Source organism: Campylobacter sp. RM6914 (assembly GCF_004803835.1).
GTDB lineage: Bacteria > Campylobacterota > Campylobacteria > Campylobacterales > Campylobacteraceae > Campylobacter_A > Campylobacter_A californiensis.
Genome location: NZ_CP012545.1, coordinates 478,399 through 495,854, shown reverse-complemented (window position 1 = coordinate 495,854; position 17,456 = coordinate 478,399). Strand labels below are relative to the sequence as shown.

The 17,456-nt window shown below is 37.9% G+C and carries 16 protein-coding genes; 4 read left to right on the top strand and 12 right to left on the bottom strand.

Going from position 1 to position 17,456, the window contains the following annotated elements; translation table 11 throughout:
• Nucleotides 1–17: 17 nt before the first annotated feature.
• The gene (locus tag CCAL_RS02635) at nucleotides 18–824 is read left to right on the top strand and encodes a phosphatidylserine decarboxylase (RefSeq protein ID WP_169936190.1); all 807 of its coding nucleotides are present in this window, start codon (nucleotides 18–20) and stop codon (nucleotides 822–824) included.
• A 403-nt stretch (nucleotides 825–1,227) separates the two neighbouring features.
• On the opposite strand, the gene CCAL_RS02630 is transcribed toward CCAL_RS02635, so the two are convergent.
• From CCAL_RS02630 to CCAL_RS02615, 4 genes are read right to left on the bottom strand one after another with little or no spacing between them, the layout of a single operon-like run.
• The gene (locus tag CCAL_RS02630) at nucleotides 1,228–1,776 is read right to left on the bottom strand and encodes a hypothetical protein (protein WP_169972077.1); all 549 of its coding nucleotides are present in this window, start codon (nucleotides 1,774–1,776) and stop codon (nucleotides 1,228–1,230) included.
• A 2-nt stretch (nucleotides 1,777–1,778) separates the two neighbouring features.
• Complete coding sequence (locus CCAL_RS02625) at nucleotides 1,779–3,953, bottom strand: heavy metal translocating P-type ATPase (protein ID WP_170016264.1); 2,175 nt, start codon at nucleotides 3,951–3,953, stop codon at nucleotides 1,779–1,781.
• The gene (locus CCAL_RS02620; RefSeq protein ID WP_170016262.1) at nucleotides 3,953–4,156 is read right to left on the bottom strand and encodes a heavy-metal-associated domain-containing protein; all 204 of its coding nucleotides are present in this window, start codon (nucleotides 4,154–4,156) and stop codon (nucleotides 3,953–3,955) included. The genes CCAL_RS02625 and CCAL_RS02620 overlap by 1 nt, the downstream gene beginning before the upstream one ends.
• A complete protein-coding gene (locus CCAL_RS02615; protein WP_169936183.1) occupies nucleotides 4,153–4,707 on the bottom strand; it encodes a GNAT family N-acetyltransferase in 555 nt (184 codons plus the stop codon). The genes CCAL_RS02620 and CCAL_RS02615 overlap by 4 nt, the downstream gene beginning before the upstream one ends.
• Nucleotides 4,708–4,826: 119 nt before the next feature.
• Here CCAL_RS02615 and CCAL_RS02610 point away from each other — a divergent pair, with 119 nt between their 5' ends.
• From CCAL_RS02610 to CCAL_RS02600, 3 genes are read left to right on the top strand one after another with little or no spacing between them, the layout of a single operon-like run.
• Nucleotides 4,827–5,534, top strand: a complete 708-nt coding sequence (locus CCAL_RS02610; RefSeq protein ID WP_169972080.1) for a YebC/PmpR family DNA-binding transcriptional regulator — start codon at nucleotides 4,827–4,829, stop codon at nucleotides 5,532–5,534.
• A 17-nt stretch (nucleotides 5,535–5,551) separates the two neighbouring features.
• Nucleotides 5,552–6,046, top strand: coding sequence for a peptidylprolyl isomerase (locus CCAL_RS02605; protein WP_170016260.1), 495 nt, complete (start codon nucleotides 5,552–5,554; stop codon nucleotides 6,044–6,046).
• A gap of 52 nt (nucleotides 6,047–6,098) precedes the next feature.
• Nucleotides 6,099–7,370 carry a cation:dicarboxylate symporter family transporter gene (locus CCAL_RS02600; protein ID WP_169936582.1) on the top strand — a complete coding sequence of 424 codons (1,272 nt, stop codon included), beginning with the start codon at nucleotides 6,099–6,101 and terminating at the stop codon, nucleotides 7,368–7,370.
• Nucleotides 7,371–7,457: 87 nt separating this feature from the next.
• Here the strand turns inward: CCAL_RS02600 and CCAL_RS02595 are convergent, their stop codons facing one another.
• The 8 genes from CCAL_RS02595 to CCAL_RS02560 all read right to left on the bottom strand — a co-directional run bounded on the left by CCAL_RS02595 (nucleotide 7,458) and on the right by CCAL_RS02560 (nucleotide 17,456).
• The gene (locus tag CCAL_RS02595; RefSeq protein ID WP_170016258.1) at nucleotides 7,458–8,150 is read right to left on the bottom strand and encodes a cysteate racemase; all 693 of its coding nucleotides are present in this window, start codon (nucleotides 8,148–8,150) and stop codon (nucleotides 7,458–7,460) included.
• On the bottom strand, nucleotides 8,147–9,439 hold the full coding sequence (locus CCAL_RS02590; RefSeq protein WP_169936174.1) for a dicarboxylate/amino acid:cation symporter: 1,293 nt from the start codon (nucleotides 9,437–9,439) through the stop codon (nucleotides 8,147–8,149). The genes CCAL_RS02595 and CCAL_RS02590 overlap by 4 nt, the downstream gene beginning before the upstream one ends.
• 226 nt (nucleotides 9,440–9,665) lie before the next feature.
• Nucleotides 9,666–11,243 carry a phosphoenolpyruvate carboxykinase (ATP) gene (pckA, locus tag CCAL_RS02585; protein WP_194239112.1) on the bottom strand — a complete coding sequence of 526 codons (1,578 nt, stop codon included), beginning with the start codon at nucleotides 11,241–11,243 and terminating at the stop codon, nucleotides 9,666–9,668.
• Nucleotides 11,244–11,260: 17 nt separating this feature from the next.
• Nucleotides 11,261–12,571 carry a sodium ion-translocating decarboxylase subunit beta gene (locus tag CCAL_RS02580; protein ID WP_170016257.1) on the bottom strand — a complete coding sequence of 437 codons (1,311 nt, stop codon included), beginning with the start codon at nucleotides 12,569–12,571 and terminating at the stop codon, nucleotides 11,261–11,263.
• A 5-nt stretch (nucleotides 12,572–12,576) separates the two neighbouring features.
• Nucleotides 12,577–14,382, bottom strand: a complete 1,806-nt coding sequence (locus CCAL_RS02575; protein WP_170016255.1) for a biotin/lipoyl-containing protein — start codon at nucleotides 14,380–14,382, stop codon at nucleotides 12,577–12,579.
• A gap of 3 nt (nucleotides 14,383–14,385) precedes the next feature.
• Nucleotides 14,386–14,631: an OadG family transporter subunit gene (locus CCAL_RS02570; RefSeq protein WP_170016253.1), complete on the bottom strand. Its 246-nt coding sequence runs from the start codon at nucleotides 14,629–14,631 to the stop codon at nucleotides 14,386–14,388.
• A 150-nt stretch (nucleotides 14,632–14,781) separates the two neighbouring features.
• Complete coding sequence (locus CCAL_RS02565) at nucleotides 14,782–16,125, bottom strand: sodium-dependent transporter (protein WP_169936167.1); 1,344 nt, start codon at nucleotides 16,123–16,125, stop codon at nucleotides 14,782–14,784.
• Nucleotides 16,125–17,456 carry a sodium-dependent transporter gene (locus tag CCAL_RS02560; protein WP_170016249.1) on the bottom strand — a complete coding sequence of 444 codons (1,332 nt, stop codon included), beginning with the start codon at nucleotides 17,454–17,456 and terminating at the stop codon, nucleotides 16,125–16,127. Before CCAL_RS02560 ends, CCAL_RS02565 begins: the two co-directional genes overlap by 1 nt.

The window sequence follows — 17,456 nt, the reverse complement described above, 5'->3', positions numbered from 1 at the left end:
TAAATTCGGAGACGATGATGAACTTTGATAAGAATTTTTCCAAAATATTTGGCATAATAGGCGGCTTAAAGCTACCGAAATTTATACAAAATTTCATAAACAACCAATACGTTAAATTTTTTAACATCAACATGAGTGAATTTGAAAAACCTGAAAAATACAATAGCCTAAACGAGCTTTTCACGCGTTCACTGCTTTTGCCTCGTAAATTTGACGAAGACGAACAAATCTTCATAAGTCCTTGCGACGGCACATGTTTAAGCTCGGGAAGCACAAGCCAGGGCATGGCATTTAGCGTTAAAGGTATGAAATACAGCCTAAAAGAGCTTCTTGGAACAGCCATAAGCAACAAAGAGCTAAGTCTCCAGTATGACTTTGCAAACATCTACCTTAGCCCACGCGACTATCACCATTATCACGCTCCTTGTGATATGCAAATTTTATCAGCCACATATATCCCGGGTAAGCTTTATAGCGTGGCTAGAAGCTGGCTAAAAAAAGTAGACGAACTTTATGCCAAAAACGAACGCGTTGCCTTAAAATGCAAAATACGAGATAATAAAATTTTATGGCTTGTATTTGTAGGTGCACTAAATGTCGGCAAGATGAAATTTAGCTTTGATGAGCGTATACAAACAAATGCCAAGGCGGACTTTACACAAATTTACGGTTATGAAAATTTATATGTTAAAAAAGGCGAAAGGCTTGGAAATTTCGAGCTTGGTTCAACCATCTTGATTATTGGTGAAAAAGACGCGATAGAGTATAATTTATTTGAAGAAAAAGAGCTAAAATTTGGAGATAGTATAGGTATAATCAAGTAAATGATTTAGATTGCAATACCGCTAAAAGCAAAGGCATAAAACGCAGATAAGTGATCTAAACGACATTCGTCTTAAAACCTAAAACCACAAAGCATTGAAAATTCAAACCAAATTCATAATCCAAAATTTAAAAGCACTATCGCACTAAAAACAAATCAAACAACCAAAACCAACAGTTTAAGCACTGACACAGAGATATAAAAAGCAGTTACAAAAGCTACACCAGAAGCTAAATAAGATAAGAAAACAAATAGCACAACTTGCACAGAAAAAGATAAAACATCAACACAAAAGCTTATATCTAAATGCAGCTCAATCAAATATAATAGCGCAGATCATAAACCTGCAGCCAAGCTTATAAAGGCATGAAAATTTAGCACGGCATAAAAGCAAGAAGCTGCCTTTATGCTCTTTGTTTTATACCAAAAATATCTTGTAAATTTTTACAAAAGTCCTCTAAAAAATATCCCATAGCACCATAAAATTTACTCTGCGCTTTAGCTTTTATATCTTGGCTTAGGGCCGTAGCATAAGGTAAGAAAAACCCGGTTAAAAACGCTTTTAAAATTTTCTCCGAGTTTTCGTTTAGTTCGTTTTTTAGCACAGCAGCGATAAAAACAAGCTGGTTTGATATACTATCTACTTCACCCATTTTAGGAGTAAAATTTATGCTTTTATAAAATTTAGCCAGATCCTCATCAGCTGCGTTAAAATAATATCGCGCCTTAAAATACGGCTCTAAAATAACAAAATCATCACAAAGCGCCGCGCTACTTTCATTTTGTAAAAATTCGCTATAAAGTGCCGATCCTGCACGAGAAGCCTGAGTATCATTTTGCACGAGCCAAGTTTTTGACTTTTTTATCTGCATAAACTGCGTTACATCTAAAATTTTGTTAAAGTGATTAGCCAACGCGATAGCTAAAACACCATAAATTTCACCAACTCTCACATTTAACCTCTAAATTTTAAAAATCTAAGTCTAATTGAATTTAACACAACCGTAACCGAACTAAAACACATAGCTATGGCGCCGTATATTGGATTTAAAAGTAGTCCAAATACAGGATAAAGCACACCGGCAGCGATTGGGATACAAATGATATTATACACAAAAGCCCAAAATAAATTTTCTTTTATCGTTCTCATCGTGCTTTTACCAAGCTCTATAACATACAAAACGCTTCTTAAGTCATTTTTAACAAGCACGATATCTCCTGCGCCTTTTGCTATATCAGAGCCGGAGTTCATCGCTATGCCTACATCAGCTTGTTTTAGTGACGGAGAGTCGTTTATACCATCTCCGACAAAGATAACCCTGCCTTGCTTTCCAAGCTGTGATATAAGCTCAAATTTATCGCTTGGAAGCGCATTTGCATAATACTCATCAACACCAAGTGCAAGAGCTGATGCACTAACCACGCTCTCATTATCACCAGAGAGCATTACGGTTTTTATGCCGTGTTCTTTTAGTGTCGAGATAACATGCACACTCTCGTCTCTTAGCTCATCGCCAAGAGTTATAAAGCCTGCAAATTTTTGATCTATCGCAACAAGTATAATTCCGCTTCCGTCTTTTACGATCTCAGCCATCTCGGCTCTTTGCTGCGCATCTATCTCTATACCTTCATCTCTTAAAAGTTTTTCGTTGCCTACGATGACCGAATTTTCATCATCATAGTATGCCACACCGTGACCTACTATGGTTTTAAAATTTCCGGTAAGTTTTTTTATTTTGATATTATTTTGTTTTGCGTATTCAACTACAGCCTTTGAAATAAGGTGTTCGCTTAAATTTTCCACGCAAGCTACAAGAGATAGATGATGCTCGCTTAAAGAGTGCTTTTTAACGGCAATTTTACCCTTGCTAAGCGTTCCTGTTTTATCAAAAACAGCAAATTTTACATCTTTGATAATCTCTAATACTTCTGGATTTTTAATCAAAATTCCGCCCTTTGCACCACGTGCTAATGCAGATATTATCCCTATAGGAGTAGCAAGCCCAAGGGCGCAAGGACAAGAGATGATCAGCACGCAAATCGCATTTGAGATAGCGTAATCAAAATTTTTACCAACTAGATACCAAACTAAAAATGTAGCAATCGAGATCAAAATAACGCTTGGCACGAAAATATTTGCCACACGATCTGCAAGTCTGGAAATAGGCATTTTTTTAGTGCTTGCATCGCTTAAAAGAGCTACGATCTGCGAAAGAAGCGTTTGAGTAGGTTTTTTGGCGGTTTTTATACTAAGATAACCGTTTGTATTTAACGTCCCGGCAAATACATTATCGCCAACCGCCCTATAAACAGGCAAGCTCTCTCCTGTTAACATCGAGGTGTCTATCTCGGCTCCGCCTTGCACGATAACACCGTCACACGGGATGTTATATCCGCTTTTAACGACTACGATATCGCCGATATTTAGCTCATTTATATCAACTTGTATATTTTGACCGTCAGGCTTTATCACAAGTGCGGTTTTTGGTGAAATTTTAAGCAATGTTTTTAGATAATCCCCCGCTTTTGCCTTTGAACGCTCCTCTAAATACTTACCCAAAAGCACAAAAGAAATTATCATAGCAGATCCTGAAACATACATGTTTCTAAGATCGCTAGGTAGAAAGTCTGGAAATAAAAATACAAATAACGAATACAAAAATGCGCTTGCCGTACCAAGTGCCACAAGGACGTTCATGTCGTAATTTTTATTTCTCACAGCACCCCAAGCATGGACGTAAAAGCTTCGTCCGCTAAAGCAAAGAACAAATAACGCAAGCAAGATCATGGCTAAATTTATAATAAAACTAGGCTCGCCAAACATTTCAAGCACCATAATGACGGCGCTTATAACTATGGCTGCTATAAAACGGTCTCGCAAAGAGGCTATATGACGCTTTCGTTTTTGCTCAAATTCATCAGCGTCAAAAGCGATGTCATATCCTAATTTTTTTATCTTGTTTTCAAGCAAAGCCTGCACCTGGGCGTTTGATACTTCAAATTCACCCAAGCCATTTGCAAAATTTACCTTTGCAAAGCTTACTCCTTCGATCTTTTTAGCAACTCTCTCAATTGCATTTGAGCAATTTACGCAAGTCATTCCTGCTATATTTAGCTTAATTTTTTGCATTAAATTTCTTCTATAACATCAAATCCTAAATCGCTCATTTCCGATTTAAAATTTGCAACTTTTTCGTCTGAAATTTCAAGACTAATCACTCTAGGCTCAACGCTTAAATCAACTTCAATCACTCCAAAATCATCCTCTAGTGCATTTTTTATAGTATTTGCACAATTAGAACAATGAACGTTTTCAACTTTAAATTTTCTCATATTATCTCCTTAATCAAATGGTTGTACTCATGACCGTAAATCATCTTTTTCTTATTAAATTTAAAACCCAAGCTCTCATAAAACAGCAGTGTTTTTGGCTTATCTTCATCAACAATGAGTGAAATTTTACTAAAATTTCTCTCTTTTGCAACCTTGCAAACATATTCTATGAGCTTTGTGGCGATGCCCTGCCCTCTAAATTCTTTGCTAACGGCGATACTGTCGATATAAAACTCATCCTCTTCGCATTCGTCAGCAAGAGTAAATTTACTATTTTTATTGCTATAGTTTTTTAAAATTTGAGCATCCAGCGACTCTAAATCACCGCCAAAATACACGCAAATCGCACCTACGATTTCGTCTGAAATTTTAAAAACATAGACATTATTATAACTTACTCTGTTTACTTCACTTTGAAAAAATTTAACTAAAATTTCATCGCAAAGCAAATCATTGTCGGTCCCCGCAAGATAATAAGCGGCATCTTCCATAGCAAGCCTAAGTAAGGCTATACATCTGCTTGCTTCTTCTTTTTTGGCTTTAAAAATCATTCGCAAATTATAAGCTTTTTAGCTTAAATTTTTTGCAAACACCGCATAAATCTCACTCTTTTTAAGTAAGCCTTTTGTATAATATGTCTTTTTATTTTAAATATTCGCAAAGGAAACTTATGGGACGAGCATTTGAATACAGAAGAGCCGCCAAAGAAGCACGCTGGGATAAAATGAGCAAAGTTTTTCCAAAACTTGCCAAAGCTATCACTGTCGCAGCTAAAGAGGGCGGAATAGACCCTGATATGAACCCAAAACTTCGTGCGGCTATCTCTGCGGCAAAAGCCGAGAATATGCCAAAAGACAACATAGACGCTGCTATAAAACGCGCAAACGGAAAAGATAGCGCAGATATCAAAACTATATTTTACGACGGAAAAGCAGCACATGGAACACAAATCATCGTAGAGTGCGCTACGGATAACCCGACACGAACCGTGGCAAACGTCAAAGCGATATTTCACAAGAACGGAGGTGAAATTTTACCAAGCGGAAGTCTTAGTTTTATGTTTTCAAGAAAGAGCGTTTTTGAGCTTGAAAAACCTACCAAAGATATCGAAGAGCTTGAGCTTGAGTTGATTGATTTTGGGCTTGAAGAGATAGAACTTGAAGGTGAGTCACTTTATGTCTACGGCGACTATACAAGCTTTGGTACACTTAGCGAAGGTATAGAAAAGCTGGGGCTTGAAGTTAAAAAAGCAAGACTTGAATACATCCCTACATCAAGCATATCTTTAAACGAAGAAGAGATGTCTGAAGTAGAAAAACTTCTTGATAAGTTAGAAGATGATGATGACGTTCAAGCTGTTTATACAAATATAGAATAAATTTAAAAAGGAAAAATATGCGTTTTGACGAATTAAAAATTTACGAACCAAACATGGATGAATTAAGTGAGGCTAAATTTGTAATTTTAGACACAGACAAGGGAGAGATAAAACTTGAACTTTTTGCAGATGAAGCGCCTCAAACAGTGGCAAATTTTGTTGAGCTTATAAAAAGCGGCTTTTATAATGGGCTAAATTTCCACCGTGTTATACCAAATTTCGTTATCCAAGGCGGATGCCCTCACGGCACAGGTACCGGCGGTCCAGGCTGGAGAATAATATGCGAATGTGACGATCAAAATGTGCGCCATGAACGCGGAAGTCTTAGTATGGCTCATGCCGGACGTGATACGGGCGGAAGTCAATTTTTTATCTGCCACAGCGCACAGCCACACCTTGACGGCGTGCATACCGTGTTTGGCAAATGTGTAGACGATGAGAGCTTAAAAGTGCTTGATAGCATAAGAGCGGGAGATAAGATAAATTCGGCTAGTGTTAAAGAAAACCTCTAAAGGATAAGCCTTGACAACAACACAAGCAAAAAAACCTTTAGCGATCAGGCTAATGACAAATTTAGCCTTTTGGGTCGTAGTAGGTATCGTAGGCGGTATTTTAGTTGGCGTTTTTGCACCAGATCTTGGTGTGGCAAGTAAGCCTGGTATTGATTATTTTATCAAAGCTCTTAAAATTTTAATAGGTCCTATTATATTTTTAACGATAGTTTCTGGCATAGTCGGACTTGAGAGTTTAAAAGACCTAGGAAGTATAGGACTAAAAGCATTTATATACTTTGAAGTGGTAAGCACTCTAGCTTTGGCTTCAGGTATATTTTTTGGCGAAGTTTTACGACCTGGTCATGGCATGAATCTTGACTATACAACGCTTGACCCAAGTAGTGTCGATAAATACACTCACGTTGATCGCGATGTAGGCTCAATGTGGTCGATATTAAAAAGTGCTGTTCCAAGCGACCCGATAAGTCCGTTTATAAATTCAAACACTCTTCAAGTGCTTTTTATGGCTCTTGTTGTAGCGATCGTTCTTTCGTTTTTAAAGCATGACTATAAAAAAGCATGTCTAAGACCACTTGAATTCGTTCAACATTATGTGCTTAAGCTACTTACTTGGCTTATGTTATTTAGCCCTGCGGCTGCATTTTCAGCAATGGCGTATCTAATCGGCAAATTCGGCCTTAGCTCACTTTTTGGCATGATGGAGCTTCTTGCAGTAATGGCACTTGCTAGCTGCTTTTTTATATTTGTCATACTTGGCATTATCTGCTACTTTGCAAAAGTCAATGTCTTTAAATTTATGCGCTTTATATCAAAAGAGGTTTTGGTTGTATTTGCAACAAGCTCAAGCGAAACCGCTCTTGCACCGCTTATGCAAAAGCTAGAAGCCGCCGGTATCCACAGAGGCGCAGTAGGACTTATCATACCTACAGGATACTCTTTTAACTTAGATTGCACAAACATCTATCTAAGCTTAAGTATTATATTCCTAGCACAAGCCTTTAACATACCGTTAAGCTTCGAACATCTAATCAGCATACTTATCGTGCTAATGATAACAAGCAAAGGCGCGGTTGGTGTTACAGGTTCTGGATTTATCGTATTAGCAGGAACTCTAGCAGCTCTTCCTTCAACAGGTATCCCGGTTGTAACAGTTGCAGTCTTACTGGGAGTTGATAAATTTATGTCAGAAATGCGTGCCGTTGGAAACCTATGCGGCAATGCCGTAGGATGTCTGATCGTATCGATTTGGGATAAAAAGGTCGATATGGAAAAATTCAGATATGCTATCGATCATCCTGAAGAATTTCACTTTCATGCTTGAATTTAGGGCGATTATCCGCCCTAAATTCATCTAAAAACAAATTTGGGCTATGGTTTGGGTATAAAATTTATACCATAGCCGCTTAATTTAAAATATCTCTCTTTCAATACCAAACTCGACACCGACTTTAGCAAGCTCAAGAGTAGCGTCTATAAATTTATAATCCCCATCCAAATAAGGTAAAAACATAGGAATTTCAGTGCATGCAGCGATATAAACATCTGCCTTAATCTCGCTTATTATTTGGTTAAATTTAGGCACAAATTCTTGCGTTTTACCGGCTTTTACTCCCTTATATATACAGTCCATAAGTCCGTCTTGTTGCTCTTTGCTAAAACCAACGCTGTTTAAACCATATTCTTTAAGAATATTGTCGTAAACTCCGGCTTTCTTTGTTCCGCTAGTTGCTATAACAGCGATATCTTTTGCATTTGGATAGCGCTTCTTTATTGCATCTACGGCAACTTTTGCGATATGTAAAATTTTTACACCGGCTTCTTTTTCTACATCAGGAGCAAAGAAATGCGCCGTGTTGCAAGCCATAAGCATAGCCTCGCAACCCGCCTCCTTTAATCTTTTAGCGCTCTGGACTAATTTAGCAAGAGGACTCACGCCCTCTCCCATTATAAATTTTGTTCTATCCTCGATCTGTGCGAAACTGTCTATGACTATATGTAGATGTTCCTGGTCACAAGTAGCCGGGGTTAGATCTATGATTTTTTTATATAAATCCGCCGTAGCAAGGGGTCCCATACCGCCTATTATACCTAGCTGTTTCATGAATTCCACACCTTTTCATTAAGTTCGTTTTCACTTTTTGCGATAACAACCGCGCCCATCATATCTCCAACTACGTTCATAGATGTTCTACCCATATCAAGTATAGCATCTATGCCAAGTATCATGCCGTAAGCGATAGCTACTACGCTACCTGCCTCTACTTTTAATCCTACTGACTCAAGTACCATAAGTAGCATAATGGCTCCAGCTCCAGGTACTCCGGCTGTTCCTATAGAGGCCAAAACAGCTGTTAGAACAACGGTAAGCTGCTGTGATAAATCAAGCGGAGAACCGACCACGTTTGCTACAAATATCGCACAGACTCCAAGATATATCGTTGTTCCGTCCATATTTATAGTAGCACCAACAGGAAGAGTAAAGCCAAATATACTTCTTGGAACACCCATGCTTTTTTCTGCTGTTTCCATAGATACAGGTATCGTTGCACCCGATGAACGAGTAACAAATGCCGTAATCATCGGCGGTCTTACCTTTTTAAGAAAAGTCATAGGACTTAGTTTACAGAAAAAGCAAATAGCACAGTAAACAAGCACAATTTGCAATACCAAACCAATATAAACACTGATCGTTACATTAGCAAGCGGTCCAAACGCCTCCGCGCCATTTTTGGAAAATACGATGAAAATAAGAGCAAAAACACCTATCGGAGCATACTGCATAACCCAGCCAACAACTCTAAACATAACATCGCTCATACCTTCAAAAAAGGCATAAACCGTATCGGCAGCTTTTTTTATGTTCTCTTCTTTACTATCTCTACTAAATGCAAGAGCGATACCAAAAAATATACAAAAACAAATGATAGGCAAAACATCACCTTTTGCAATTGATCCAAATGGATTTGTAGGGATGATATTTAGTAAAATTTCAACAAGAGTAGGCGCTTTGGCTTCTTTTGCCACACCTGAAATATTAGCAAGTTCAAGCCCCTCTCCAGGAGATAAGACTACACCAACTAAAAGACCTATAATGATAGCGCATAGCGAGGTAAACATATAAAATACAATAACCTTTAAGCCGACCTTGCCAAGATGTGATGGCGCAATAGAACTAGTTCCTACTATAAGCGTGCAAACTATCACCGGCACCATTATCATTTTTAACAATCTAATAAATAGATCGCCAAATGGTGCTAAAAATTCAATCGCTCCATTTGCTTTTTGAAAAACAATACCAAAAATTGCACCCAAAATAAGACCTACCAGAATTCTAACAAGAAGGTTTGTTCTAAAATATAGGGAAAATATCCCGCCTTTGTTCTCACTCATATCAAGCTCCTAATTGTGATTTAGTTCATTATTATCTTACTCCCTAAAAGCAAAAATTTTTTTTAAATTTAAAAAAAATATACTATCTTGATATTTTTATTCAAAAAGTGTTTAAATTTTACCCATAATTAAAAAAGGTAAAAATTTATTTTAAGATGATTTTAAATTTTTGTGTGAAAATTAACAAAAGAAGAAGAGCGATGAGACTTGCTCATCGCTTAAAATATTAGTTTTTTGGACCTGCTTTTGCGTACTCGATACCCTCTTTAACATCTTCATAACGCTTAAAATTTGCCTCAAACATAGCAGCAAGCTTATCACGAGTTACACGGTATTCATCAGCATTTGCCCATGTATTTATAGGATTAAGAAGTTTTGTTTCAACGCCATCAAGTGCCTTTGGTATAGCTAGATTAAATTTATCAAAATTTTCAAATTCACACTTTGTTATACTTCCATCCAAGATAGCATTTATGCAAGCACGAGTAGCTTTTATGCTCATTCTCTTGCCTACACCGTATGCTCCGCCACTCCAGCCGGTATTTACAAGATAAACATTTACACCGTGCTTATCGATCTTTTCGCCAAGAAGTTTGGCATAAACGGTTGGATGCAAAGGCATGAAAGGCTCACCAAAACATGCGCTAAATGTAGCTACCGGCTCTGTTATACCACGCTCTGTTCCTGCTACTTTTGCAGTATAACCACTTAAGAAATAATACATTGCTTGTTCTTTTGTAAGCTTTGAAACAGGAGGTAGTACGCCAAATGCATCTGCAGTTAGGAAGATAATATTTTTAGGATGACCTGCGCTTAGACTTGGCTCATGGTTTTGGATATGTTCGATAGGATAGCTTACGCGAGTATTTTCTGTTTTACTACCATCTTTGTAATCAACAACGCCGTTTTCATCTGCTACAACATTTTCAAGCAGAGCATTACGTTTGATAGCGCCGTAAATTTCAGGCTCACTAGATGGGTCAAGGTTTATACACTTTGCATAACAGCCGCCCTCAAAGTTAAACACACCATCATCATCCCAGCCGTGCTCGTCATCTCCTATTAGCTTGCGGTGCGGATCGGTTGAAAGTGTTGTTTTGCCTGTTCCGCTTAGTCCAAAAAACAGTGCAGTATCTCCGTCTTTGCCGACATTTGCCGAACAGTGCATACTAAGCTTTCCTTCAAGCGGAAGCCAGTAATTCATCATGGAAAAAATTCCTTTTTTCATCTCGCCGCCATACCACGTTCCGCCGATAACAGCGATGTTTTCTTCGACATTAAATATAACAAAAACTTCGGAATTTAGTCCATCTTCTTTAAAGCTATCATTTACGCATTTACAAGCGTTAAAAACAACAAAATCAGGTTTAAAATTTTTAAGCTCTTGTTGGCTTGGACGGATAAACATATTTTTTACAAAATGAGCTTGCCATGCAACTTGAGTTACAAAGCGAACCAAGCGTTTTGATTTGGCACTTGCACCACAATAAGCATCTTGAACATAAAGGTCGCTTCCGCTCAATTGTTTTTTTGCTTTAGCTAAAAGCTTATCAAAAAGTTCTTTTGTGATAGGTTGGTTTATCTTACCCCATGCAATGTATTTTTGGCTTTCGTCTTGTTTCACGAAGTATTTATCTTTTGGACTTCTACCTGTAAAAATTCCAGTATCCACCATAAAAGTACCGTTGTCGCTTACTCTGCCTTCGCCGTTGCGCTTTTCGTGTTCAAAAAGCTCATCGTAGCTTATGTTGTGAAAAATTTCTTTCACACCGTTTAGTCCAAGCTTTGCAAGTTCACTGATCATAACATTTCCTTATAAATTTATTTAAATATGGATAAAAGCACACCGGCTGCGACCGCAGAGCCGATAACACCCGAAACATTTGGTCCCATAGCATGCATAAGCAAAATGTTAGTGCAATCTTCCTTAATACCCTCTTTATTAGCAACTCTAGCCGCCATCGGAACAGCGCTAACACCGGCTGCACCTATAAGTGGATTTATCTTGTCTTTGCTAAATTTATTCATAATTTTAGCCATTATAATACCAGCTGCAGTTCCTATAGAAAATGCAACAAGACCTAGCATTAAAATACCTAGCGTGTTTGGTACAAGAAATTTTTCAGCGGCCAATTTAGAGCCAACAGAAAGTCCCAAAAATATCGTTACGATATTTATAAGAGCGTTTTGCATGGTATCGCTCAAGCGCTGAACTACGCCACATTCACGCACCAAATTTCCAAAAGCAAGTGCGCCGATAAGCGGAGTTGCATCAGGAAGCACAAGGACACAAAGCATCAAAATCGTAATAGGGAAGATGATCTTTTCACGCTTGCTTACCTCTCGCAACTGCACCATGCGAATTTTACGCTCTTCTTTTGTCGTAAGCACTCTCATGATCGGTGGTTGTATAATCGGAACTAACGCCATATACGAGTATGCTGCAACGGCTATAGCTCCAAGCAAATCAGGCGCAAGTCTGGAAGCTAAAAATATCGCCGTAGGACCATCCGCTCCACCTATAATACCAATCGCAGCGGCATCCGCTAAAGAAAAATTAAAAATGGAAGTATGTTGGCTAAGAGCCAATGCGCCAATAAGTGTTGCAAAAATTCCAAACTGTGCCGCGCCTCCTAGCATAGCTGTTTTTGGATTAGCTAGAAGTGGTCCAAAGTCAGTCATCGCTCCGACACCCATGAAAATGATAAGAGGAAAAAGTCCGCTTTCTATACCAAAACCGTAAATAATACCCAAAAATCCGTTTGGACCAGCGATTTCGGCAATCGGGATATTTGCCAGTAGTCCACCAAATCCGATAGGAAGCAACAAAAGCGGCTCAAATCCTTTTTTAATCGCTAAATAAAAAAGCAAAAAGCAGACAAAAAACATTATGATCCTGCCCCAGCTTTGAGTAAATTTGCTTAACTCATGTCCCGAACTATCTTTTAGCCCATCGGTCGGATTTAAAAAAGCATTTATGCCGGTAGTCTTGTAAAAACCCCTAAAAAGATCGCCTATGCTTTTTTCTTTATACTCAACCTTTGGCGCACTAGGAGCGGCTTGAACAGTATCTGCATAACAAAATATCGATGCGAAAGCAACAAGCATCATATAAAGTAAAATTTTTTTCATAAATTTTACATCCTAGCTAAGACTTGTCCATTTTGGACATTTTGACCCTGTATCACTTCAATGACGCTTATTACTCCATCATTTGCAGCAGGAACTTCGATCTCCATCTTCATTGCTTCTAAAATAACAACAGTTTGTCCTTTTTTAACACTATCGCCCACTTTGACTAAAATTTTACTAACAGTACCTGGCAGGCTACTAAGTATCGCTTCTCCGGTTGAAGTTTTAGATGAAGTCTGGACTTGTGGCGCAGACACAGGAGTTATACTTTTTACCTCGACACCATCACTAAAGCCCTCTTTAACTTCGACATTATAGGTCGTGCCATTTACAACTACGCTGTATTTTCCATTATTTGAGCTTGCAACTTGATTTGAAACAACCTCTTTTGTTTTTTGCATTTGACTTATCTTGCGAACATTAACCTTTGCTTCACCTTTTAAAAATGCGATACCTTTTTCTTTACAGGCGGCGGCTATAAATAAATTCTCATCATTTATCTCAATGCCCTCTTTGGTTAAAATTTCTCTTGTATGAGCCAAAGATTTACTTTCGTCACGATCTGCTATATCAAGCGCTTTTTGCGTGGTAGGTTCTAATTTTAATTGCTCGGCAGCTAATTTTACGACTTCACTGTCTGGAGCGCAAGGGGTTTTGCCGAAGTAACCAAGAACCATTTTGCCATACCCTTCGGCGATCTTTTTCCATTTTCCAAACATTACGTTATTAAATGCTTGCTGGAAATAAAACTGACTAACAGGCGTTACACTTGTGCCATACCCACCCTTTTCAACGACTTCGCGCATGGCGTCAATTACTTGAGGAAATTTATCAAGTATGTTATTATCTCGCATCATTTGAGTGTTTGCCGTAAGTGCGCCGCCAGGCATAGGAGAAAATGGTATCAAAGGACTTACTTGTGTTGCCTCAGGCGGAGTGAAATAATCACTCAAGCAACCTTTTAACACATCTTCGTATTTTAAAATTTTCTCTACATCAAGACCGCCAAGATCATAATCCTTACCTTTAACAGCATGAAGCATAGTTAGGATATCAGGCTGAGATGTTCCGCCGCTAAGAGGCGCGGCAGCCAGGTCTATACCGTCAGCCCCTGCTTCAAGTGCAGCCAAGTAACATGACACGCTCACGCCAGCCGTCTCATGAGTATGAAGTCGCACATGAGTGCCTTCAGGCAGTAGTCTTCTAGCCATTTTTATGGTTTCGTATACTTTTTGGGGGCTACTTGTACCGCTTGCGTCTTTAAAGCAAACACTATCATAAGGTATGCCTGCATCTAAAATTTCACGCAAAATTCTCTCATAAAAAGCAACATCGTGAGCACCAACACAGTTTGGCGGTAGATCCATCATCGTAACGACGACTTCGTGTTTGAGTCCGTGATGAACTATCCTTTCGCCAGAGTATTTTAAATTTTCAACATCATTTAAGGCATCGAAATTTCGTATCGTAGTTGTGCCGTGTTTTTTAAACATTTTTGCGTGCAGGTCGATAAGCTCTCTACTTCCAGTGTCAAGCATAACGGTATTTACACCGCGTGCGAGTGTTTGTAAATTTGCATCTTTTCCCACGATAGATCTAAATTTATCCATCATCTCAAAGGCGTCTTCGTTTAGATAAAAATACAAACTTTGAAAACGTGCGCCTCCGCCAAATTCAAAGTGAGTTATGCCGGCATCTTTTGCAGCCTCAAGAGCCGGGAAAAAGTCATTCATAAGCACGCGTGCACCATAAACCGACTGAAAACCGTCACGAAAAGTCGTGTCCATAATGTCAATAAATTTCTTTGCCATTTTTTACCTTCTTGTGTTTTTCTTGTATTGATTTATAGCGGCGCCTATGACTGCCACCAACTCGTTATTGTTTATCGAAGTTTGATTTGGTTTGGATGGGGGTGGTAAAACATCAGGCATACTTGCAAAGCGTTCAAAAATTTTAGCCTGAATCTTAAGCACAAGAACCATTAGCATGAGAAATAAAAATACACTACTCATGCCAAGGATCATAAATCTAAAACCTTCAGCAACTAGATTTACTTGCATAAAAATTTCCTTTAAGATCTCAAATTTTCTAAAAATATATCAAAAAACAACTAAAAAAGAGTTTGTCTACACTAAAAATATATCAAAAAATTTAAAAGTGTAGCAATCAGAAAACGGCACCTTTAAAACCAAAAAGATGCCGTTTGTCTATCAGCTAAAAAACAACATATTTATCATAATAGCTAGCACGAAAATAGGCGATACGTATCTAACCAGAATATACCAAACATCAAACATAAAATCAGTCATATATGGGCTAAATAACGTATATAGCGCCTCTTTTTTGATAATATATCCGGCAAATATAGCCCCGCCTATACCACCAAGTGGAAGTAAAATTTTCTCAGCCGTAAAATCAAGGAAACTAAAGAAATCTTTGCCAAACACCATGTATTTGTCACCAACTCCTTCGATATTTGCAAATATACAAAGTATACCAAGAGCAAAAATTCCACCGCCAACGATAGCTAGCGACTTTGCACGACTTATATCAAATTCACGTATAAGGAAAAATACAAAAGGTTCAATGATAGATATCGCAGAGGTTAGTGCCGCAAAACTAAGCGCCGTAAAGAACATGATCGCAAGAATATTGCCCGTAAAGCCTAAATTTGCAAAGAGTGTAGGAAGCGACATAAATACCAGCCCAACACCTTGAGACGGTTCTGCATCAAATTCAAATACAAATGTAAATATCACAAGTCCTGCTATGATAGCTATGAGGATATTTATACCGACAACGCTTATTGTAGACCTAAATAAATTTGCATCATCAGAGAGTGAAGCCGAGTAAGTAATAATAACTGCCATACCTAACGACATAGTAAAAAATGCAAGTCCAAGTGCTGAAAAAAACGAAGCTAATGTTATTTTGCTAAAATCAGGAACAAGTAAAAACTGTGCAGCTTTTATAAATCCATCCATGGTGCATGAGTAAAATAACATAAATAAAAGCATCAAAAACAGAGCAGGCATCATCCATACACTTATCTTTTCTATACCGCTTTTAACACCGCGAGAAAGGATAAGCAAGCAAGTAGCAAACGCTAAAGCAAAAAATACAAACTGCCCCAACGAATCTTTTGTTAAAAACTCAAGAAAATAATCCTTAGAGCTTTCGATATTTTTAGGCAAAGATGTAAAAGAGAGCGTAAGATACTTAAATACCCAACCTATAATCACTAGATAATAACTAGCGATAACAGCCGCAGTAACCATAGTAAGACCGCCGACATAACCCCAGAATTTTTTGTTTTTAAACGCTAATTTTCTAAAGGCGTTTACACTATCACTTTCACTAAGCTTACCTATGCTTAATTCTGCTAAAAAAACCGGTATCGCTACTAAACAGCAGATCAAAATATAAAGCATAACAAAGGCTGAGCCACCATTTTCTCCTACGACATAAGGAAATTTCCATATCGCACCAAGTCCTACGGCAGAGCCTGCCACTGCAAGAACATAACCTATCCTACTAAACTGTTCTTTTTGCACTATAAAATTCCTTTCACTAAAACTATAAATACACACACGGGAGCAATGTATCGGACTAGAAAATACCAAATTTTAAAGACCCTTTCTCCCATATATGGTACAAATAATTTTTTTAATGTATTAACTTGCATGAAGTATCCGACAAAAATCGATATAACTATACCACCAAGAGGAAGCATGATGTTTGAGCTTAGATAATCAAGACAATCAAAAAAACTTTTATCAAAAAATTTGAGTATCTCCTTAACCTCGTTTATATTTGAAAGCGCACAAAGTACACCCAAAACATAAACTACGCTACCTACTATAAGAATTGATCTTACGCGACTTAAGCCAAAATTTCTATTTAGATAGAAGATGCATGGCTCCACCATTGAAATGGCAGATGTAAGTCCCGCAAAGACAAGTGTTATAAAAAACGTAAAACAAAGCACATTACCAAGCACTCCCAGCTTAGCAAAAAGTGTAGGAAGCGAGATAAAGGCAAGACCGACACCTTGAGACGGCTGGGCATCAAATTCAAACACAAAGGTAAACACGATCAGACCGATGATAATGCTAGTTATGATATTTAAAAAAACTACATATAAAGAAGAGGTAAATAAATTTGTATTATCATCAAGACTTGAAGAGTATGTTAAAACCGCCCCTATACCGATGCACATGGTAAAAAACGCAAGCCCAAGCGCCATAAAAATACTATCTGAATTTATCTTAGAAAAGTCAGGGACAAGCAAAAACTCCGCCGCCTTATCAAATCCATTCATGCTTGTAGAATAAGCAAGCATTAATAAAAGTAGGACAAAGAGTATCGGTATAAGCCATAAATTTATACGCTCTATGCCACTTTTAATACCCTTTGTAAGTATAAAAAAGTAAGCAAAAAATGCTATGGAAAAATACAAAATTTGTTCCCAAGCGTTAGTTGAGATAAAATTTCCAAACAAATTTGTCGAAGTCTCAATATCGGCAGGTAGCTTTGAAAGCGCAACGACGCTATATCTTATGACCCAACCGATAATAAGCGTATAAAAAGAGGCGACAAATAAACCAGTGATCATAATAACGCCGGCAAATCCCCACTCTTTAGAATGAGAAGGGGCTAGCTTTTTAAATGCATTTACCGTATCGCTAAGTGAAATTTTACCCATAGCCATCTCGGCAAAAAATATACTAAGCCCAACGACAATGGCGAAAAACAGATATAATAAAACAAATGCCGAACCGCCGTTTATGCCTACTAGATAAGGAAATTTCCACGCATTTCCAAGCCCTATAGCTGCTCCGACGATAGATAAAATAAAGCCTATTTTGCTAAATTTTTCACTCAT